We start from the raw sequence: 18,861 nt of genomic DNA on the forward strand, positions 1-18,861 counted from the left end.
CCTGTTCAGGGTTACTTTCGGCGCGATTTTACCGCTTACGGAGCTGGTCCAGCACGTCCGAGGAGGCAAATCCGTCGGCGGGGACCCCGATCGAGACCTGGAAGTTGCGCAGCGCCTCCCGGGTCTGGCCGCCGAATTGGCCGTCCGGGGTGCCCTTGTAGAAGCCGCGCTGGGCCAGCAGCTGCTGGAGTTCCAGCCGCTCGGTACGGGACAGCTCGCGCTCCTGTCGCGGCCAGGGCTGCACGAAGGGCGCCCCGCCGCGCAGGCGGTCGGCAAAATGGCCGATCGCCAGCGCATAAGCCTCGGCCGGGTTGTACTTCATGATGACCCGGTAATTCTGCAGCATCAGGAAGCCCGGCCCCTGCGCGCCGGCCGGCGCCAGCAGGTAGGCTTTCTCGGCTGGATGCGGGAAGGGCTGGTTGGCCGGGCGCTTGAGCCCGAGCTTCTCCCATTGCGCCATCGTCATCGCCTTGGCGCGGTCGGCCAGCATGTAGTTGAAGCCCTGGGGCACCACGACCTCGTAGCCCCAGGTCTGGCCGGCCTGCCAGCCGTCCTTCTTCAGATTGTTGGCGGTCGAGGCGATCAGGTCGGTGGGATTGTCGACGACGTCGCGCCGTCCGTCGCCATCGCCGTCCACGGCAAAGCGCTTGAACGCGGTCGGCATGAACTGGGTCGGACCGAAGGCGCCGGCCCAGGAGCCGCGCATCTGCTCCGGGCGCAGATCGCCGCGATTGAGGATCTCCAGCGCGGAGAGGAATTCGTCCTTGAAATAGGCCTGGCGGCGGCCGATGCAGGCCAGCGTCGCGGTCGATTGCAGCACGCTGCGGTCGCCCATCTGCGTCGAGTAATTGGACTCGATGCCCCAGATCGAGGCGATGATGTAGCGGTCGACGCCGGTGGCCTTTTCGGTGGCCTCGAACTGCGCCTTGTATTTGGCGAGCACCTCGCGGCCCTTGGCAAGACGGTTGTCGTTCACGAGGATGTCGAGATAGTCCCAGATCGACTTGGTGAACTCCGGCTGCGAATCCATCAGGTCCATGATGCGCAGGTCAGGCGAGAGCCCGGCCGTGAAGCGCTGGAAATTTTCCTGCGTGATGTTGCGGCGTGCGGCATCGGGCCACATCCCCGCGACGCAATTGTTGAAGTTGCCCGCGGCCTCGCGGATCGCGGCTGCCGTCATCAGCGGATGGCCGGAGGCGCCGTCCTCGCCGCTCCAAGGTTGAGGTCCAGTCTGGGCGCCGGCGGGGCCGGGCGGGGCTTGCGACGGCGCCGGATTCGAGCCGGAGAAAATGCCGCCGAACAGGTTCGACAGGCCGTTCTGCGCCTGCGCATGCGCGCTGACGGGCAGCAGCAAGGCGGCCGCAATCATTGTTGCGTTGGTCACAAATCCAGCACGTTTCGCCAGCGCTGCCACCGATTGCATCATACCTCACCCGTCCGGCCGAAATCCGCCTTCAGGAGGCGCGGTACCGGTTGCCAATAGCTTAACAAAGGTGAAATTTTGGTGTCGGCCTTTTTCTCAACTCAGTGATCGCGAGGCCCCACATCCGCCTTTGTTAGCGGCTGCAAACAGGCTAGCAAGATAGCATTGCTCCCTTCCTCAGGTATTCGATCGATCCCATGAAAATTCGCAAAGCCGTATTCCCCGTCGCCGGCCTCGGCACCCGCGTCCTGCCCGCCACCAAGGCGATGCCGAAGGAAATGCTGACCATCGTCGACAAGCCGCTGATCCAGTACGTCTATGACGAGGCGCGCGAAGCCGGCATCGAGCATTTCATCTTCGTCACCGGCCGCAACAAAAACGTCATCGAAGATCATTTCGACAAGATGTTCGAGCTCGACTCCACGCTGGCCGCGCGCGGCAAGAAAGCCGAGCAGGACATTTTGGCGCAGAACCAGCCGGAAGCCGGCGCCGTCAGCTTCACCCGCCAGCAGGCGCCGCTTGGCCTTGGCCACGCGGTCTGGTGCGCGCGCGACATCGTCGGCGACGAGCCGTTCGCGGTCGTGCTGCCCGACGAGCTCGTGCTCAACACCACCGGCTGCCTGAAGCAGATGATCGAGACGGCGTCATCGCTCGGCGAAAAATCCAACGTCATCGCGGTCGAGGCCGTGCCTGACCATCTCACCCATCAATACGGCATCTGCGGCGTCGGCAAGCGCACCGGCAAGATGTTCGAGGTCGACGGCATGGTCGAGAAGCCGGCCAAGGGCACCGCGCCCTCCAATCTCTCCATCACCGGCCGCTACATCCTGCAGCCGGAGATCTTCAAGATTCTGGAGACCCAGGAGCGCGGCGCCGGCGGCGAGATCCAGCTCACCGACGCGATGATCGGCCTCGCCAAGTCGCAGAAATTCTACGGCGTCGAGTTCGAGGGCGAGCGCCATGATTGCGGCTCCAAGCCCGGCTTCCTCCGCGCCAACATCGCCTACGGCCTGAAGCGGCCGGAGCTGCGTGACGGCTTGATCGCGGAGATGAAGAAGTATCTGGGGCAGTAAGCGTCACTGTCGTCCCTGCCTAGTGCGCAATTGCGCACGGGCGCGGGGACCCATACCGCGTGATCTATCGATCGCGTTAGGCAGAAGTACCGAACGACGAGCCTTCGCCAAATCGCTCCCTGTGGTTATGGGTCCCGGCGTTCGCCGGGACGACACCGAGCAGCCTCACGCCACCAGCGACAACTTCGGCAGGCTCGCGACCACGGACTGGTTGCGGCCGCCGGCTTTCGCCGCATAGAGCGCCTTGTCGGCAGCTTCGACCAGGATCGGCCAGTCCATGCCGGTGGTGGGAACGAGGCTCGCGATGCCGCACGAGACCGTCGACGTTGCCTGATCGTCGGACCAGCCCTGCACCTTGCCGCGGATCGTCTCGGCGACATTGAGGGCCTCGGCGGCCGAGGTGTTCGGCAGCAGCACCGCGAATTCCTCGCCGCCATAGCGCGCGGCGCAATCGCCGGCGCGGCTCACCGAATCGGAGATGCAGATGGCGATGCCGACCAGCACCTGGTCGCCGGCCTGGTGGCCGAAGGTGTCGTTGTAGGCCTTGAAGTGATCGGCATCGATCATCAGCAGCGCGACCGGCGTCTTCTGGCGTATCGCGCGCCGCCACTCGATGTCGATCAATTGATCGAACTTGCGGCGGTTCTTCAGGCCGGTGAGCGCGTCCGTCGTCGCCATCTCCTCGAGCTTGCGCTCGGCCTCCGCGCGCCGGCGGATCTCGCGGGCGAGCACCAGCGTCGAGGCCAGCATGAACAGGATGAGCGCCAGCACCACGGCGCCGATGCGGTAGGCTTCCTTCTGCCAGAGCTCGAACACGGCGGCCAGCGGCTTGCCTGCCACCACGAACAGCGGACCCGGGCCGGTGCTGCGGACGTAGAGGCGCGGCGTCGTGTCCACCGGGCCCTGGCCCGCATAGGACCCGCCGGCCTTGAGATTGTCGGCCTTCCAACTCTGCTGCGTCCCGAGATTCTTGCCGATGACGTCGAGGTCGAACGGCCGCCGCATCATGATGGTGCGGTCGCGCTTGAGCACGGTGATGGTGTCGTCGGGATCGAGGTTCAGGCGCTCGAACAATTCGTGGAAATAGCTGAAGCGGATCGAGCCGGCGACGATCCCCATGAAGCCGCCGTCGGTGTCGCTGATGCGCCGGCTCAGCACGATGGAATAGGCGCCGCGGAACAGCATCGGGCGGCTGATGAAGAGGCCGGCGCCGGGATTCTCGCGATGAACCCTGAAGTAATCCTCCTCGCCCCGGTTCTCCGGCAGGGGATCGAGCGTGGAGGCGTCGATGGTCAGCCTGCCCTCCGCATCGAACACCTGGACGGCGCCGAAATGCCTCGCCGTGATCGCATGATCGAACAGGATCAGGTGACGGATCGGCTTCGAGACCGTGTTGATCTCCGGCAGCAGCATGTTGCTGGCGACCGCCTTCAGGGCGAGATCGTAGATCTCGATGTTGCGGCTGATATCCGCCTCGATGGAGGTGGCCAGATTTTCCAGCGTCTGGCGTGCGAGGGCCTCCTCGCCGCGGCGCATGTCGAGCATGACGTTGACGCAAATGGCGGAAAAGCCGATCACCGTCACGACGGACGATATGATCAGCAGCTTCGCCGAAATGCGCCACGGCCGGCGGGCCATGGCTTCGCGCCATCCAGACGACATCGCTTGCTCCCGACCTTAGTGGATGCACCCGAATGATTGCCCAGTGTTTAAGCCGGGACGGCGGTGCTGCAATGAGTTAAGAACTGGTTTAAGCAGCTAGCGTTTTTGAGCAGATCTCATTGCGCGGATCTGGACTTCGGACGAGAGGACGACTGTGAACGATTACGACGCGTTGCGCGATTATCTGATGCGGCACAAGCAGGCGGAATTCGTGCTGAGCTTCGAGCAGATCGAGGAGATCATCGGCGCGGCCCTGCCGCGCGCGGCGAACCGTGCCTCGTGGTGGGACAGCCTGCGCAGCCCCGACATCCAGATGCCGCAGCGCGAAGCCTGCCTCGCCGCGGGCTTCAAGGCGGTGCGGATGCCGGATGGCCAAAGCGTGCGGTTCACGAAGATGAAGACGAAGCGGTGAGGGCGCCCGCGTGGTCCTGCGCTGGCTGAGGGGCATTTTGGGGGCGGCCCTGATGGGTCTGGGCGCAATGTTCGCGCTCGCCTTCGAGGCCCGCTACTGGCGCTGGCGCGACTGCTTCAACGAGCTCGGCCGCTGCTACGATCCGGTCTCGCAGGACGTCTATCTCGAGCAGGCGGGCCTGGTGTGGGGAAGCCTTGCGGCGATCTCTCTGCTGGCGGGGCTAGGTCTGGTCGCGGGGCTGCGCCGCCGGCCGGGGTAGGTCAGCTGGTCGTCAACAGCCGCACCTTTTCCTGGGCTACCCCCACCCTGGCGCTGCCCCACAAGGGGGAGGCAACGCACTTCTGTCGGCGCGCTTGTCGGGTCTCATCTCATCAGGCTCTAGCCCGGGCGTAGAACCGCAGCCTTCATTGCCGATTACGGTACCAACGCTCCACATCGGCGTTCGCACGTATCAGACACTTGGTTGTCTGCCGGTCGCAGGAGCTCATGCATTTGTTCTGATGCCCCCGAAAATCGCCGGCCCCACCGGTAAAGTTGGCACATGTGCCAATGCAATTCGCGGATCGATCCTCACATCGCGCTGCTGTGACTGCTTCTGCCGATGAGGCGAGGAACACCCCGGTGCCTATGAGAATCATCGCGTAGATAAGTTGCCGTGTCATCCGAAACTCCTGGGAAAGAGGTGGGTGGTCTGCTCATTCCGGCCGGCTATGCTTGACGCGTGCGGGCACGCCGAGAACGACGGTGGCGAACCCAATCACCTCAATGATGAAAACCGTCTTGGATCGAATGCGCCATTTTTGGCGGCGGCTGAGCGCCAGTCCATTGATCTGGATCAAGCGCGGAACCATCGGGCAATCAACGCCCTGTCTGAAGCGATCAGCTCGCTGCTTCCAGCCGAACTTCCGTCAGCAGGCGCATCGCCGCGTCCGCGTCCATCGGCTCGCCGAAGGCAAAGCCCTGCGCGTATTCGCAGCCCATCTGGTAGAGCTCGACCGCGTCGGAATCGGTCTCGGCGCCTTCCGCGACCACGTCCATGCCGAGGTCGTGCGCGAGCGCGATGATCGATTTCAGGATCACGGGGCGGGTGCCGCGGTTGGTGGTGCGCACGAAGGACTGGTCGATCTTGATGGTGTCGAACGGGAAGCGCTGGAGGTAGGCCAGCGAGGAATGCCCGGTGCCGAAATCGTCGAGCGACAGCCCGGTGCCGAGCTCGCGGATGCGCGTCAGCATCTGGGCTGCGTGCTCCGGGTTCTCCATCACCAGCGATTCCGTCAATTCCAGCTTCAGCGTGCCGCGCGCCACCGAGGAGCGCGACAGCACGGTGCGGATGTCGTGGATCAGATCGTGGCGCAGCAATTGCCGCGAGGACACGTTGACGGAGGCGAAGATCGGCTCGCGCGAGCGCATCGCGCGTTGCCAGATCGAGAGCTGCTTGGCGGTCTGGTCGAGCACGAACATGCCGAGATCGACGATCAGGCCGGTCTCTTCCGCGATGCTGATGAATTCCGACGGCGCCATGCGACCGAGCTTCGGGTGATCCCAGCGCGCCAGCGCCTCGAAACCGGCGATCGAGCGATCTTCCAGCCGCACGATCGGCTGGTACAGGATCGTGAGCTCCTGCCGCTCGATGGCGCGGCGCAGCTCGCTCTCCAGCGTCAGGCGGTCGGTCTTTCGCGCGCGCATCGCGGGCTTGTAGACGTCGATGCGGTCGCCGCCGATGCGCTTGGAATGATACATCGCCAGCTCGGCGTCCTTGATGATCTCGTCGGTGAGCTGGACTTGCGGGTCGGACAGCGCGAGCCCGATCGAGGCGGTGAGAAAGATCTCGCGGTCGTTGAAGGCGATCGGGGCGCGGATGGTCTTGCGGATGGTCTCGGCGAAGGCGGTGATGCGGGCGGGGTCCTGCTCCGAGAGCAGGATCAGGCCGAACTGGTCGCCAGCAAGCCGCGCCAGCGTGTCCTGCGGCTTCAGGATGCGGGTGAGGCGGCGGGCCAGCGTCAGCAGGATCGAGTCGCCTACCGCGATGCCGACGGAATCGTTGACCTGCTTGAAGCGGTCGAGGTCGATCACCATCAGCGTCGGCCGCAGCGTCGGCATGGTCTTGGCGAAATGCGCGACTGCACCCAGCCGGTCCATGAACAGCTTGCGGTTGGGCAGGCCGGTGAGGTTGTCATGCACGGAATCGTGCAGCAGGCGTTCCTCGGCGTTGCGCAGCTCGGTGACGTCGGTGAGCGTGCCGACGACGCGCGAGACCTCGCCGTCCGAGCCGACCACCGGGCGCGCCTTCAGCGCGAACCACATGAAATGGCCGTCCGGCGTGCGCAGGCGGAAATCCTGCACCAGGCGGCCGCGGCGCTGGTCGAGCACGCTGTCGAGCGCGGCGCGGAAACGGTCCTGGTCGAGCGGATGCAGTACCTCGAGCCACGACGCCGCCGGGCCTTCCAGCGTGCCGCGCTTGAGGCCGAGCAGGGCCTCGGTTTCGGGGCTGGTGAAAACCTTGTCGGCGGAGACGTCCCAGTCCCAGATCAGATCGCCGGAGCCGGCCAGCGCCAGCGCCCGCCGCTCGATGTCGGAGACGACGCCCGTGGTGGCGCCGCCGCCGGCAAAGGCGTGCTGCATCACCGTAAAGCCGATCAGCATCACGATCAGCACGAGGCCGCCGAGCAGGGCCGGGCCGACGATGTCGTTGGTGACGGAGCCCGCGACCGTCATGCCGGCCGCGACCACCCAGACCACCAGCAGGAACCAGGTCGGGATCAGCAGCACGGCGCGGTCGAAGCCGTGGGTGGAGAGATAGACGATCAGTGCGAAGCCGGCGAAGGCGATCAGCACCAGCGATATGCGCGCGATGCCGGAGGCGACGGCCGGATCGAACAGAGCGAGCGCGACGAGGGAGCCCAGGAACGCGAGCCAGCCCACGGTGATGTGCGAATAGCGCACGTGCCATCGACTGAGGTTGAGATAGGCGAACAGGAACACCAGCAGCGTCGCCGCCAGGATCGCTTCACCCGCCGCGCGCCAGATGCGCTCGGCGTTGTTCGACATGTCGAGCACCTTGCCCCAGAAGCCGAAATCGACGCCGATATAGACCAGCACCGCCCAGGCCAACGCCGCAGCGGCCGGGAACATGATGCTGCCCTTCACCACGAACAGGATGGTGAGAACGAGCGCAAGCAGGCCGGAGATTCCGATCACGATGCCCTGGTACAGCGTGAACGAGTTGACCTTGTCCTTGTAGGCTTCCGGCTCCCACAGATAGAGCTGCGGCAGCTTGTCGGTGCGCAGCTCGGCGACGAAGGTGACGACGGCGCCAGGGTCGAGCGTGACGCGGAAGACGTCGGCGGTTGCACTTTCCTGACGCTCGGGCCGATCGCCGATCGAGGGCGTGATGGTCGCGATGCGCGACAGGCCAAGGTCGGGCCACAACAGGCCCGAGGACACGATGCGGTAATGCGGGGCGACGATCAGGCGGTCGAGCTGGTCGTCGGTGTTGTTGGCGAGCGCGAACACGATCCAGTTCTGGCCGCCTTCGCGGGCGCGCACCTCGATGCGGCGGACGATGCCGTCGGTGCCGGGCGCGGTGGAGACCTGGATGCGGTCGGCGTCGCTGCGCTGATGCTCGAGCACGCCGGTGAGGTCGATCGCGGGCGCGTCACCGCGGACGCTGACGGCATCGAGCGCTCGCGCCGGGGACGCGGCGACGAGAATCATGAGGCCCAGCGCTATGGGCGCGAGGCACCTGATCAGACGCAAGGTCAGTTCTCCGCGTTCGACGCAAACTCTTCAGTGAAGGATCGTCAGTGCAAGGCGTTTTCCGAACGGAACAAGATGGTTCGGCGCGTCGCGATAGATGCCACGAAAGCGAGGAAAATCAAAGGGTTTCCGCCTTGCTCTGTGGGCCGCTGGCCTAGACCTCCAACACAATTTTGCCAATATGTGCCGAGGTCTCCATGCGCCGGTGCGCATCGGATGCCTTTTCCAGCGGGAAAGTGCTGTCCATCAGCGGCTTGACGCGGCCTTCGCGCAGCAGCGGCATCACTTTCGCCTCGATTGCGGCCACCATCGCCGCCTTGTCCGCATTACTACGGGGGCGCAGCGTCGAGCCGGTATGGGTCAGGCGCTTCACCATCACCTTGGCGATGTTGACGTTGACCTTGGGGCCGTTGAGGGTCGCGATCTGCACGATGCGGCCGTCGACCGCGGCGGCGTCATAGTTGCGGTCGACATATTCGCCGGCGACCATGTCGAGGATCAGATTGACGCCCGCCTTGTTCGTCTCGGCCTTGATCACCTCCACGAAGTCTTCGGTCTTGTAGTTGATGGCACGGTCGGCCCCGAGCTTGAGGCAGGCATCGATCTTGTCCTGCGATCCCACGGTGACGAACACCTTCGCGCCGAAGGCTTTCGCAAGCTGGATCGCCATGGTGCCGATGCCGGAGGAGCCGCCATGGATCAGCAGCGTCTCGCCGGCCTTCAGGCCGCCGCGCTCGAACACGTTGTGCCAGACCGTCATCAGGGTTTCCGGCAGCGCGCCGGCTTCCTTGATCGACAGCGCCGGCGGCACGCTCATCGCCTGGGCGTCCTGCGCGATGCAGTACTGCGCATAGCCGCCGCCGGCGACCAGCGACATCACGATGTCGCCGACCTTGTGCCGCTTGGCGTTGCTGCCGACGGCGACCACTTCACCGGCGATCTCGAGGCCGGGCAGGTCGCTGGCGCCGGGCGGCGGCGGATAGGCGCCGGAGCGCTGCGCCACGTCGGGGCGGTTGACGCCCGCGGCCTGCACCTTGACCAGGATCTCATCCGGACCAGGCTGCGGCAGCGCCCGTTGTTCCGGCACCAGCACCTCCGGTCCGCCGGGCTTGGAGATGGCGACCACGGTCATTTGCGCGGGCAGCTTGTCCATGATGTGTCCTTGAGCAAAGGTGCGGGATGAAACGAGGCCATTGCTTAGCCAGCGCGGTCCAGACTGGCAACCGCTTCAGCCGCTTGTGATGCGAACGCAGGAGGAACGACGATGCCGACGGAAGACGACGATAAGCCGCGCAAGAAGATCAGCCATGAAATCGGACAGGATCTCTCACTGTTGTCGGTCGAGGAACTGACCGAGCGCGTCGCCCTGCTGAACACCGAGATCGCCAGGCTGGAGGAAGCCGCCACCAGGAAGCGCGCCTCGCGCGATGCGGCGGATAGTTTTTTCAAGAAGTAGGGTCGGCTCCGGTTTGAACTGGCCAACTGCACGGTCCTCATCCTGAGGAGACTGCGCAGCGGTCGTCTCGAAGGATGGCCACGGGTGACGTCGGGGCCTGCATGGTTCGCCCGGCGATGCGCAGCATCGTCCGGAGACGCGCGCGATGCGCGCTCCTCACCATGAGGGGATAGCGCTTCGCTCGCCGGCCACTTTGTTCCGCAGCGCACTCGGCCACTGAACGACATGGCTAACGAACCCTCAAAAAATTAGTTCGTTTACTCGCGATTAAGCTTTCGCGTTTATGACTGGAACTGTCCTCGTTTGGACACCGAGTGGCTCCTGTCCACTCTGTTTGACGCCTCCCTGTTATCAACTTTCAAAGCCGCCGGTCTCCGGCGGCTCTTTTTTTGCGCCTGCTTCGTTTTTTGCGTCTCGTTCCGGTTGAATTCCGAGGAAAGACCCGCGGAAACCATATCCGCGCTTGTCGCTGGACTCCGCGCTCCCAGCGCGCAATGATTTGTTCATCATAAGCCGGCGCCAAAGCCGGACAGGTAAACAGTTGCGTAAGGGGCGTTAACCATGGAACGTTTGCAAGCCGAAGGTGCTCTCGTTCAACTCAGCGAGCGGTTCACCAATTCTGCGGCGTTCGGCGTCCTGTTTCGTGAGGGCATGGACCTCGTCGAGGAGACCGCCGCCTATCTCGATGGCGCCGGCCGCAGCGAGGCCAAGGCGCTCGATCGCGCCGTCAGCCTCACCTATGCGACCGAGAGCATGCGTCTGACCACCCGGCTGATGCAGCTGGCCTCGTGGCTGCTGCTGCATCGCGCGGTGAAGGAGGGCGAGATGACGCTGGTCCAGGCCAATCGCGAGAAGACCAAGGTCAAGCTCACCGCCGCCGATCCCGGCCCGTCCGACACCATCGAGAAGCTGCCCTCGCAGCTCCAGGACCTGATCCATCGCTCGATGAGCCTGCAGACCCGCGTGCGCCGCCTCGACACCACCATCCACACCCCGCCGGTCGAATACGTGGCGATCGGCAACCCGCTGGTGCCGCAGCTTAACGCGCTGAAGGCCGCGTTCGAGCGGTAAGCTCTCTCGAGATTCCGGGTTCGGCTCTGCGAGCCGCCCCGGAATGACAGTGTGATAGAAAACAAAAACGCCCCCGGTCTGCCGGGGGCGTTTTTCGTTCCAGCCTTGCGGCGGGATCAATCCTTTTTGAGAAAGCCCGAAAACTTCTTCTGGAAGCGCGAGACGCGGCCGCCGCGATCGAGCATCTGGGCGTTGCCGCCGGTCCAGGCCGGGTGCGACTTCGGGTCGATGTCGAGGTTCAGCGTGTCGCCTTCCTTGCCCCAGGTGGAGCGGGTCAGGTACTCGGTTCCGTCGGTCATCACGACCTTAATCGTATGATAATTCGGATGAATTTCGGCTTTCATGGCAATTCCTAGGGCGCCCGGCGCCTTGCTTGAGTGGCTATCGAATGACGGATTTGGCGGGGTCTATACCCCAGCGGACCCCTTAAAACAAGCCATTGTGGGCAAAGCAGAACCGGGCCGCCCCCTAAGGGACATCCCGGATTTGCCACTCCCCCTGCACCGGCCTATGTGGAGCTAACTTGTCTCCTTGGGTCCGATCTCATGAGCGCTGTGGAACGGCTTGACGACCAGTATCGCGACGAACGCGACACCGCGCCGGCGGAGGCCCCGTCAATCGAAGCCGAGCTGATCGAGCAGCCTGCCAAGGGCCGCGCCAAGCTGCGGCCGCTGCTCGCGCTCGCCCCCTATGTGGCCCGCTATCGCGGTCGCGCCGCGCTTGCCTTCGTCGCCCTCACGGTCGCGGCGCTGACCACGCTGCTGGTGCCGGTCGCGGTGCGCCGGATGATCGATTTCGGCCTGACGCCCGAGGGCATCGCGCTGATCAACAGCTACTTCTCGGTGATGATCGCGGTCGTGGCCGTGCTCGCGCTCGCAAGCGCGGCCCGCTACTACCTCGTGATGACGATCGGCGAGCGCATCGTTGCCGATCTCCGCCGCGACGTCTTCGCCCATCTGCTCTCGCTCTCGCCGGCCTTCTTCGATTCCGCGCGCAGCGGCGAGCTGGTGTCGCGGCTCACGGCGGACACCACCCAGATCAAATCCGCGGTCGGCGCCTCCGTCTCGATCGCGCTGCGCAACCTGATGATGTTCTTCGGTGCGACCGCGATGATGGTGATCACCAGCCCGCGTCTCTCCGGTTTCGTGCTGCTTGCCATTCCCCTGATCGTGCTGCCGCTGGTCGCCTTCGGACGGTGGGTGCGGCGGCTGTCGCGCAATGCGCAGGACACACTTGCCGATGCCTCCGCCTATGCGGCCGAGCTGGTCGGCGCGATCCGCACCGTGCAGGCCTATACCAGCGAGGGGCTTGCCGAGAAGCGGTTCGGCGGCGAGGTCGAGCAGGCCTATGAAGCCGCGCGCACCTCGACGCAGGCGCGCGCCGTGCTCACCGCCATCGTCATCTTCATCGTGTTCGCAAGCGTGGTCGGCATCCTCTGGATCGGCTCGCACGACGTGCTGATCGGCACGATCTCGCCGGGCCGGCTCGGCCAGTTCGTGCTCTATGCGGCCTTCGCCGCGGCCGGCCTCGGCCAGCTCAGCGAGGTCTGGGGCGAGGTGTCTGCGGCCTCGGGCGCGGCCGAGCGCCTGTTCGAGATTTTGCACGTGCAGCCCGAGATCAAGGCGCCCGCGTCGCCACGCGCGCTACCGGTGCCGGCGCGCGGCGAGGTCGGTTTCGATCAAGTCAGCTTCGCTTATCCGGCGCGGCCCGACGTCAATGTGCTCGATGCCGTGTCGTTTGCGGTGCGGCCCGGCGAGAAGGTTGCGATCGTCGGCCCGTCCGGCGCGGGCAAGAGCACCATCTTTCACCTCCTGCTGCGCTTCTACGATCCGAGGGACGGTGCGATCTCGCTCGACGGCGTGCCGGTCAAGTCCGCCGACCCGCGCGACTTCCGCTCGCGCATCGCGCTGGTGCCGCAGGAATCGAACGTGTTCGCGGCGAGCGCCCGCGAGAATATTCGCTTCGGCCGGCCCGATGCGACCGATGCCGAGGTCGAGCGCGCCGCCGAGCTCGCGCATGCCACCGAGTTCATCCGCCGCCTGCCCGAAGGCTTTGACACTCCGCTCGGCGAGCGCGGCGTGACGCTCTCCGGCGGCCAGCGCCAGCGCATCGCGATCGCGCGCGCGATCCTGCGCGATGCGCCGCTGCTGCTGCTCGATGAAGCCACCTCCGCGCTCGACGCCGAAAGCGAGACGCTGGTGCAGACCGCGCTCGAAGAGCTGATGAGCCACCGCACCACCCTGGTGATCGCGCATCGCCTCGCCACCGTCCTCTCCTGCGACCGCATCCTGGTGATGGACCAGGGCAAGATCGTCGAGCAGGGCACGCATGCCGAGCTGGTGGCCGCGAACGGGCTCTATGCGCGGCTGGCGAGGTTGCAGTTCGAGGGCGCGTGAGGCGTAGCCTCATCCCCGTCATTGCGAGCGAAGCGAAGCAATCCAGATTGCTTCTGCGGAAAGATTCTGGATTGCTTCGTCGCAAGGGCTCCTCGCAATGACGAGTGGAGAGAGCTTCGCTCCACGTCGGCAGCAGGTCTATCGGCACTTCGGCGACAGCGTCGGCACGTTCGGCCACAGCCAGTTCTTCCAGCTCCCGTCTTCGCCGACGCAGGCCGATGACGCAGGGCCGATCGTTGGATCGGGGCTGCCCGTTGAAGCAGGCGCGCTCGCCGTGCTCGCCGCCGCGGCAAAGCGCTGGTCGACATAGGTCGTCGACAAAAATCCGGCGACGATGACGCCCAGAAAGACCGAAGACCCCTTGGCCAGGTCGCTCAGCCGCATCGATCGTCTCCATTCGCCTGCCATCACTGGGACAACGAATAACCGACGCGATAGGATCCCTGCGTGACAGGCGTCACCCCGCCAGAATCACGCCCGCCATGCCATCTTCAGCACCGGCCGTCCCGAGGTCGGGTTCACATCGTCGCCGGCATGGGCAAAGCCGTTGCGCTCGTAGAAGCGGATGGCGCGGACATTGTCCTTGTTGACGAGTAGCGTGATGCCCGATGGCGAGAGGCGCTTGGCCGCGTCCACCAGCAGCCTTGCTGCGTCCGAGCCCCAGTGGTCGGGATCGACCACGAGCTGGTCGAGATAGCCTTCGCCGTCGATGGTCACGAAGCCGGTCAGCACGCCGTCCTGTTCGGCGACCACGATCGAGGCTTTCGGCACCAGGTCCTTGCGCCAGCGCTCGCTCCACCATTCCAGCCGCGCGGCGAAATCGATCTGCGGATAGGCCTGCTGCCAGGTGCGATGCCAGAGGTCGATCGAGGCGGCTTCGTCCTCTGGGCGGTAGGGGCGGAGGTGGAGCGCGCTCACTACCGCTCCGTCAGCTTCAGCTCGATGCGGCGGTTGCGCTTGTAGGCTTCTTCCGTGTTGCCGGGGTCGAGCGGCTGGAATTCGCCGAAGCCGGCCGCGACGAGGCGCTGGGCGGGCACGCCGAGCGAGATCAGATACTGCACCACCGAGATCGAGCGGGCCGCAGACAGGTCCCAGTTCGACTTGAAGTTCGCACCACTGACGGGGCGTACGTCGGTGTGGCCGTCGACGCGCAGCACCCAGGGGATATCACTCGGGATCTTCTTGTCGAGCTCGATCAGCGCGGCTGCCAAAGTGTCGAGCTCGGCGCGGCCCTCGGGCAGCAGCACCGCCTGTCCGGTGTCGAAGAACACTTCGGACTGGAACACGAAGCGGTCGCCGACGATCCGGATGTCGGGACGGTTGCCGAGGATGGCGCGCAGGCGGCCGAAGAACTCCGAGCGGTAGCGCGACAATTCCTGCACGCGCTGCGCCAAAGCGACATTGAGGCGGGACCCCAGATCGGCGATGCGATTCTGCGATTCCTTGTCGCGCTTTTCGGAGGCATCCAGCGCCTCTTCGAGCGCCGCCAGTTGCCGCCGCAGCGCACTGATCTGCTGGTTCAGCACCTCGATCTGCGCCAGCGCCCGCGTCGAGACCGCCTTCTCCGAGTCCAGCGCCTTGCCGAGCTCGGAGGTCTTGCCCTGCGCGTCGTTGCCGGCGGCGGCCAGGCCGTCATAGAGGCCCTTGATGCGATCGCGCTCGGTCTCGGCCGAGGCGAGGCCGGCTTTCAGCGACGAGACCTGGTCGTCGAGCGTGAGCTTGCCGAGCTTCTCCAGCGACAGCAGCTCGTTGAGCTGCGCGATCTTGGCGTTGAGCTGCTCCAGCGCCTTGTCCTTGCCGGTCACCTCCTGCGACAGGAAGAACTGCACGACCAGGAACACCGAGAGCAGGAACACGATCGACAGCACCAGCGTCGACAGCGCGTCGACGAATCCGGGCCAGTAGTTGAAGGCGCCGTCGCTGCGGCGGCCGCGCGCTAGAGCCATTGTCGCCTCTCGATGTTAAGTCGCCTAGCCCTTTTCCGGCTGGCGCGCGATGCGCTCCAGCAGGCGGCGGATTTCGCGGTTCTGCTCGCCCTGGCCGTCGGCCCATTCGCGGATCATCTGCTGCTCGGTCCGCATGTGCGAGACCAGCGCCTGGATGGCTTCGGCAAGGCTCGCCATGGCCGCCGTGGTGCCGCGGCTGGCGCTGCCTTCTTCCAGCACCGAACGGAGCCGCTCGACCGCAGCCTGAAGCTCGCCGCTGGCGACGCTCCCGCCGGCTGGTGAGGCGACCGTCACCTCGCCGCGACCATATTCGCGCACGGTGGTGGCGAGCCAGTCTTCCAGATCGGTGTAGAAGCGGTTCTGTGCCTGGCTCGATTGCAGGTCGAGGAAGCCCAGGATCAGCGAGCCGGCGAGGCCGAACAGCGAGCTCGAGAACGAGATGCCCATGCCGCCGAGCGGGGCGGCGAGGCCCTCCTTCAGCGTGTCGAACAGCGCGCCGGAATCGCCCCCGACCTTGAGCCCGTCGATCACCTTGCCGACCGAGCCGACCGTCTCGATCAGGCCCCAGAAGGTGCCAAGCAGGCCGAGGAAGACGAGCAGGCCGGTCATGTAGCGGGAGATGTCGCGGGCCTCGTCCAGGCGGGTCGCGATCGAATCGAGCAGGTGCCGCATGGTCGTCTGGGTGATCGTCATCCGCCCGGTGCGCTCGCCGCCCAGGATCATGGCCATCGGCGCCAGCAGTTTCGGATGCCGGGCCGGCGCAAGGCCGGGATCGGCGATGCGGAAATTGTTGACCCAGGAGACTTCAGGGTAGAGCCGGATCACCTGGCGGAAGGCCAGGATGATGCCGATGAACAGCACGCCGCCGATCAGGGCGTTGAGGCCGGGATTGGCGAAGAAGGCCTGGATGATCTGCTTGTAGAGCACCACGCCGACCAGGGTGCACAGCACCAGAAAGACCAGCATCCGGACCAGGAAAACGCTGGGCGAGGACAGCTTGGTATATTCGATATCCATGGAAGAGCGGGGCGAGGCGCCTGGCGGCATGGCCGGTATCATCCGTTACTTGCTTGCGGGGCGCACTATGGCACAGCGCCAGCCCAAAAAAAGCGCCGGATGCGCCGATTTCGTGGAGAGCTGGGGGAACCCGGACCGGAAGCCACGCTTTGATAAGCAGGTGTCTGCAAAGGCTCGCCATTTGGGGGGCGCATGAGCGTCGTTTCCGCGATCATCGGGACTGCTGATCGCGTGCCGCTGCCGGATGTCGTGATTCGCGCCGCGATCCAGCGCCTGTGCTCGCGCACTGCGGCGCGCCTGTCCGCCCTGGGCGCGGCCGACGATGCCGCCTTCGCCGGGCGGATGATCCTGCGGCCGATCGCCGAGGAGGCGGATGTCGTCAATCCCGGGCATGACGAGGTGCCCGCGGCGTTCTTTGCGGAGGTGCTCGGCCCCAACCGCAAATATTCGTGCTGCTTCTACAAGTCCGCTGCGAGCACCCTGCAGGAGGCGGAGGAGGAGGCGTTGCGCCAGACCGTCGCGCACGCCGGCCTCGCCGACGGCCAGACCATCCTCGAGCTCGGCTGCGGCTGGGGCTCGCTGTCGCTGTGGATGGCGCGGCAGTTTCCGCACGCGAAGGTGACGGCGGTGTCGAGCTCGCAGGCCCAGCGCGCTTATGTCGACGAGCAGGCGCGGCTGCGCGGGCTGCTGAACCTGCGCGTGGTCGCCGCTGACATGAACGTGTTTGCGCCCGACGGGCCATTCGACCGCATCGTCTCGGTCGAGATGTTCGAGCAGATCATGAACTGGCGCAAGCTGATGACGCGCGTGCGGTCATGGCTCGCGCCCGACGGGCGCTTCTTCATGCACATCGTCACCCATCGCTCCGGCTCCCACCTGTTCGACCGCACCAATCGCGAGGACTGGATCGCGCAGCATGTCTTTGCGGACGGGCTGATGCCGAGCCATCACCTCGTCAGGCAATTCGGCGACCTCTTCACGATCGAAAAGGAATGGTGCTGGAGCGGAACGCACTATCAGCGCACCGCCAACGACTGGCTCGCCAATTTCGATGTGCATCGTGACACGATCGAAGCGTCCCTGCGCAAGCTCCATGGCGAGGAGACCGGGCTGCGGGTGCGGCGCTGGCGCTGGTTCCTCCTCGCGACATCAGGCCTGTTCGGCTACGCCGATGGAACCGAATGGGGCGTCAGCCAGTACCGGATGAAAGCTTCCGGGTAATTGCGATCTTCTGTCGCAGCGCGCGCTGATGGAACCCGACTCACAATCCGGTGAGTCCCAAAAAGCGCCCTGAACTCAGCGCCATAGGCCGTGTGACATTGAGCCGCCCGCAACATGCGTTGCGTCGCAGCAAGTCCATTCTATTTTGGCGGTATCCATCGCGCGGAATCGCCCAGAACGGGCCAGCGCGAGCGTAACCAGTTTCAACAACATCGGGGCACTTAACTTCATGTCAGGACTTCGCGCGCGAACGGCATGCGTTGCAATGATGCTCGCGGCCTTTACGCCGCTGCTTGCGGGCTGCGACGAATCCGTCTCTGCGGTTTCCGCTGCCCAGCCCGCCGATCCTGATGTCAGCATCGTCATTGTCAAGCCTCAGCCGCGCGCCGTGGTGCGCGAGCTGCCGGGCCGGATCGCGCCGACGCGCGTCTCCGACGTGCGGCCGCGCGTCTCCGGGATCGTGGTCGAGCGCCTGTTCCGCCAGGGCAGCGAGGTGAAGGCGGGCGACCCGCTCTATCGCATCGATCCGCGTCCGTTCGAGGTCGAGGTGATGGCCAACGAGGCCGCGCTCACGAAGGCCGAGGCTGCGCTGATGCAGGCCAAGCAGCAGGCGCACCGCATCGCCACGCTGACCAGCCAGCGCGCCGCGCCCGAGGCCGAGAACGAGAAGGCGGTGGCGGCCGAGCGCCAGGCCCATGCCGAGGTCGAAGGCCGCAAGGCGGAACTCGCGCGCGCAAAACTCAATCTCGACTATGCGACCGTGCGCGCGCCGATCGACGGCGTCGTCGGCGCGGCCCTCGTCAGCGAGGGTGCGCTCGCGGTGCAGAACGAAACCAACCTCGCCAGCATCCAGCAGCTCGATCCGATCTATGCCGACTTCACCCAGTCGGTGACCGAGCTCAACCAGCTCCGCCGCGCCTTCGAGACCGGCGACCTCGAGCGCATCGCGCCCGATGCCGCCAAGGTGCACCTCATGCTCGACGACAACACCCTTTATTCGCTCGAGGGCAAGCTGTTGTTCTCCGACGCCAAGGTCGATGCCCATACCGGCCAGGTGACCTTGCGCGGCGAATTCCGCAATCCCAAGCGCGAGCTGCTGCCCGGCATGTATGTCCGCGTCCGCATCGACCAGGGTCTCGACAGCGACGCGATCGCGGTGCCGCAGCAGGCGATCCAGCGCAATGGCGGCGGCGGCAGCGAGGTGTTCGTCGTCAAGGACGACAACCACATCGCGGTGCAGCCGGTGCGCACGGGCTCGGTGCAGGACGGACTCTGGTTCGTGACCGAGGGCCTGAAGGCCGGTGACAAGGTCGTGGTCGAAGGCTTCCAGAAGTTCGCCGCCGGCGACAAGGTGAAACCGCAATCCTGGTCGGAAGCGGACGCCACCGCGGACAACCGGCACGCCCAGAAGCTCACGCGGTAACACGC

At 65.4% G+C, this 18,861-nt stretch carries 18 protein-coding genes; 8 read left to right on the plus strand and 10 right to left on the minus strand.

Going from position 1 to position 18,861, the window contains the following annotated elements; genetic code table 11:
- Positions 1-28: 28 nt before the first annotated feature.
- Entirely contained in the window at positions 29-1,426 is a 1,398-nt protein-coding gene (locus NLM25_RS06010; protein WP_254136395.1) for a lytic murein transglycosylase, read from the minus strand.
- Between the two features lie 194 nt (positions 1,427-1,620).
- Here NLM25_RS06010 and galU point away from each other — a divergent pair, with 194 nt between their 5' ends.
- Complete coding sequence (gene galU / locus NLM25_RS06015) at positions 1,621-2,496, plus strand: UTP--glucose-1-phosphate uridylyltransferase GalU (RefSeq protein ID WP_254136396.1); 876 nt, start codon at positions 1,621-1,623, stop codon at positions 2,494-2,496.
- Between the two features lie 165 nt (positions 2,497-2,661).
- On the opposite strand, the gene NLM25_RS06020 is transcribed toward galU, so the two are convergent.
- A complete protein-coding gene (locus NLM25_RS06020; RefSeq protein ID WP_254136397.1) occupies positions 2,662-4,158 on the minus strand; it encodes a diguanylate cyclase in 1,497 nt (498 codons plus the stop codon).
- 154 nt (positions 4,159-4,312) lie between these two features.
- Between NLM25_RS06020 and NLM25_RS06025 the strand changes: the two genes are divergently transcribed.
- Positions 4,313-4,570 (plus strand): hypothetical protein, encoded by a 258-nt coding sequence (locus tag NLM25_RS06025; RefSeq protein ID WP_254116052.1) that lies wholly within the window; start codon positions 4,313-4,315, stop codon positions 4,568-4,570.
- 52 nt (positions 4,571-4,622) lie between these two features.
- Positions 4,623-4,829: a hypothetical protein gene (locus NLM25_RS06030; RefSeq protein WP_254116053.1), complete on the plus strand. Its 207-nt coding sequence runs from the start codon at positions 4,623-4,625 to the stop codon at positions 4,827-4,829.
- Between the two features lie 436 nt (positions 4,830-5,265).
- On the opposite strand, the gene NLM25_RS06035 is transcribed toward NLM25_RS06030, so the two are convergent.
- The 3 genes from NLM25_RS06035 to NLM25_RS06045 all read right to left on the minus strand — a co-directional run bounded on the left by NLM25_RS06035 (position 5,266) and on the right by NLM25_RS06045 (position 9,479).
- Complete coding sequence (locus tag NLM25_RS06035) at positions 5,266-5,409, minus strand: hypothetical protein (RefSeq protein ID WP_254116054.1); 144 nt, start codon at positions 5,407-5,409, stop codon at positions 5,266-5,268.
- A gap of 40 nt (positions 5,410-5,449) precedes the next feature.
- On the minus strand, positions 5,450-8,326 hold the full coding sequence (locus NLM25_RS06040) for an EAL domain-containing protein (protein WP_254116055.1): 2,877 nt from the start codon (positions 8,324-8,326) through the stop codon (positions 5,450-5,452).
- 154 nt (positions 8,327-8,480) lie between these two features.
- On the minus strand, positions 8,481-9,479 hold the full coding sequence (locus tag NLM25_RS06045; RefSeq protein ID WP_254136398.1) for an NAD(P)H-quinone oxidoreductase: 999 nt from the start codon (positions 9,477-9,479) through the stop codon (positions 8,481-8,483).
- Between the two features lie 111 nt (positions 9,480-9,590).
- On the opposite strand from NLM25_RS06045, the gene NLM25_RS06050 reads away from it, so the two are divergent.
- Both NLM25_RS06050 and NLM25_RS06055 read left to right on the plus strand, forming a co-directional pair.
- Positions 9,591-9,782 carry a DUF1192 domain-containing protein gene (locus NLM25_RS06050; protein WP_254116057.1) on the plus strand — a complete coding sequence of 64 codons (192 nt, stop codon included), beginning with the start codon at positions 9,591-9,593 and terminating at the stop codon, positions 9,780-9,782.
- A gap of 561 nt (positions 9,783-10,343) precedes the next feature.
- Positions 10,344-10,853, plus strand: coding sequence for a DUF1465 family protein (locus NLM25_RS06055; protein ID WP_254116058.1), 510 nt, complete (start codon positions 10,344-10,346; stop codon positions 10,851-10,853).
- Positions 10,854-10,969: 116 nt separating this feature from the next.
- On the opposite strand, the gene rpmE is transcribed toward NLM25_RS06055, so the two are convergent.
- A complete protein-coding gene (gene rpmE / locus NLM25_RS06060; RefSeq protein WP_008137002.1) occupies positions 10,970-11,197 on the minus strand; it encodes a 50S ribosomal protein L31 in 228 nt (75 codons plus the stop codon).
- A 201-nt stretch (positions 11,198-11,398) separates the two neighbouring features.
- Between rpmE and NLM25_RS06065 the strand changes: the two genes are divergently transcribed.
- A complete protein-coding gene (locus NLM25_RS06065) occupies positions 11,399-13,249 on the plus strand; it encodes an ABC transporter ATP-binding protein/permease (protein ID WP_254136399.1) in 1,851 nt (616 codons plus the stop codon).
- Positions 13,250-13,387: 138 nt separating this feature from the next.
- On the opposite strand, the gene NLM25_RS06070 is transcribed toward NLM25_RS06065, so the two are convergent.
- The 4 genes from NLM25_RS06070 to NLM25_RS06085 all read right to left on the minus strand — a co-directional run bounded on the left by NLM25_RS06070 (position 13,388) and on the right by NLM25_RS06085 (position 16,242).
- Positions 13,388-13,633, minus strand: coding sequence for a hypothetical protein (locus NLM25_RS06070; protein WP_254136400.1), 246 nt, complete (start codon positions 13,631-13,633; stop codon positions 13,388-13,390).
- Between the two features lie 87 nt (positions 13,634-13,720).
- Complete coding sequence (locus tag NLM25_RS06075; protein WP_254136401.1) at positions 13,721-14,167, minus strand: GNAT family N-acetyltransferase; 447 nt, start codon at positions 14,165-14,167, stop codon at positions 13,721-13,723.
- Positions 14,167-15,195, minus strand: coding sequence for a peptidoglycan -binding protein (locus tag NLM25_RS06080; RefSeq protein WP_254136402.1), 1,029 nt, complete (start codon positions 15,193-15,195; stop codon positions 14,167-14,169). The genes NLM25_RS06075 and NLM25_RS06080 overlap by 1 nt, the downstream gene beginning before the upstream one ends.
- A 24-nt stretch (positions 15,196-15,219) precedes the next feature.
- Positions 15,220-16,242 (minus strand): flagellar motor protein MotA, encoded by a 1,023-nt coding sequence (locus tag NLM25_RS06085; RefSeq protein WP_254136403.1) that lies wholly within the window; start codon positions 16,240-16,242, stop codon positions 15,220-15,222.
- A 162-nt stretch (positions 16,243-16,404) separates the two neighbouring features.
- Here NLM25_RS06085 and NLM25_RS06090 point away from each other — a divergent pair, with 162 nt between their 5' ends.
- Together NLM25_RS06090 and NLM25_RS06095 are read left to right on the plus strand one after the other, a co-directional pair.
- The gene (locus NLM25_RS06090) at positions 16,405-17,433 is read left to right on the plus strand and encodes a cyclopropane-fatty-acyl-phospholipid synthase family protein (RefSeq protein ID WP_254136404.1); all 1,029 of its coding nucleotides are present in this window, start codon (positions 16,405-16,407) and stop codon (positions 17,431-17,433) included.
- A 229-nt stretch (positions 17,434-17,662) separates the two neighbouring features.
- A complete protein-coding gene (locus NLM25_RS06095) occupies positions 17,663-18,856 on the plus strand; it encodes an efflux RND transporter periplasmic adaptor subunit (protein WP_254136405.1) in 1,194 nt (397 codons plus the stop codon).
- Positions 18,857-18,861: the final 5 nt, after the last annotated feature.

It is taken from the genome of Bradyrhizobium sp. CCGB01 (assembly GCF_024199795.1).
Lineage (GTDB): Bacteria > Pseudomonadota > Alphaproteobacteria > Rhizobiales > Xanthobacteraceae > Bradyrhizobium.

Excerpts from the sequence above, each read along its gene's own strand:
- NLM25_RS06030 (WP_254116053.1), top strand. The coding sequence starts at position 4,623 with ATGGGTCTGGGCGCAATGTTCGCGCTCGCCTTCGAGGCCCGCTACTGG.
- NLM25_RS06095 (WP_254136405.1), top strand. The coding sequence starts at position 17,663 with ATGTCAGGACTTCGCGCGCGAACGGCATGCGTTGCAATGATGCTCGCG.
- NLM25_RS06065 (WP_254136399.1), top strand. The coding sequence starts at position 11,399 with ATGAGCGCTGTGGAACGGCTTGACGACCAGTATCGCGACGAACGCGAC.
- NLM25_RS06010 (WP_254136395.1), bottom strand. The coding sequence starts at position 1,426 with ATGATGCAATCGGTGGCAGCGCTGGCGAAACGTGCTGGATTTGTGACC.
- NLM25_RS06070 (WP_254136400.1), bottom strand. The coding sequence starts at position 13,633 with ATGCGGCTGAGCGACCTGGCCAAGGGGTCTTCGGTCTTTCTGGGCGTC.
- NLM25_RS06085 (WP_254136403.1), bottom strand. The coding sequence starts at position 16,242 with ATGCCGCCAGGCGCCTCGCCCCGCTCTTCCATGGATATCGAATATACC.
- NLM25_RS06050 (WP_254116057.1), top strand. The coding sequence starts at position 9,591 with ATGCCGACGGAAGACGACGATAAGCCGCGCAAGAAGATCAGCCATGAA.
- NLM25_RS06080 (WP_254136402.1), bottom strand. The coding sequence starts at position 15,195 with ATGGCTCTAGCGCGCGGCCGCCGCAGCGACGGCGCCTTCAACTACTGG.
- galU (WP_254136396.1), top strand. The coding sequence starts at position 1,621 with ATGAAAATTCGCAAAGCCGTATTCCCCGTCGCCGGCCTCGGCACCCGC.
- rpmE (WP_008137002.1), bottom strand. The coding sequence starts at position 11,197 with ATGAAAGCCGAAATTCATCCGAATTATCATACGATTAAGGTCGTGATG.
- NLM25_RS06045 (WP_254136398.1), bottom strand. The coding sequence starts at position 9,479 with ATGGACAAGCTGCCCGCGCAAATGACCGTGGTCGCCATCTCCAAGCCC.
- NLM25_RS06055 (WP_254116058.1), top strand. The coding sequence starts at position 10,344 with ATGGAACGTTTGCAAGCCGAAGGTGCTCTCGTTCAACTCAGCGAGCGG.
- NLM25_RS06090 (WP_254136404.1), top strand. The coding sequence starts at position 16,405 with ATGAGCGTCGTTTCCGCGATCATCGGGACTGCTGATCGCGTGCCGCTG.
- NLM25_RS06020 (WP_254136397.1), bottom strand. The coding sequence starts at position 4,158 with ATGTCGTCTGGATGGCGCGAAGCCATGGCCCGCCGGCCGTGGCGCATT.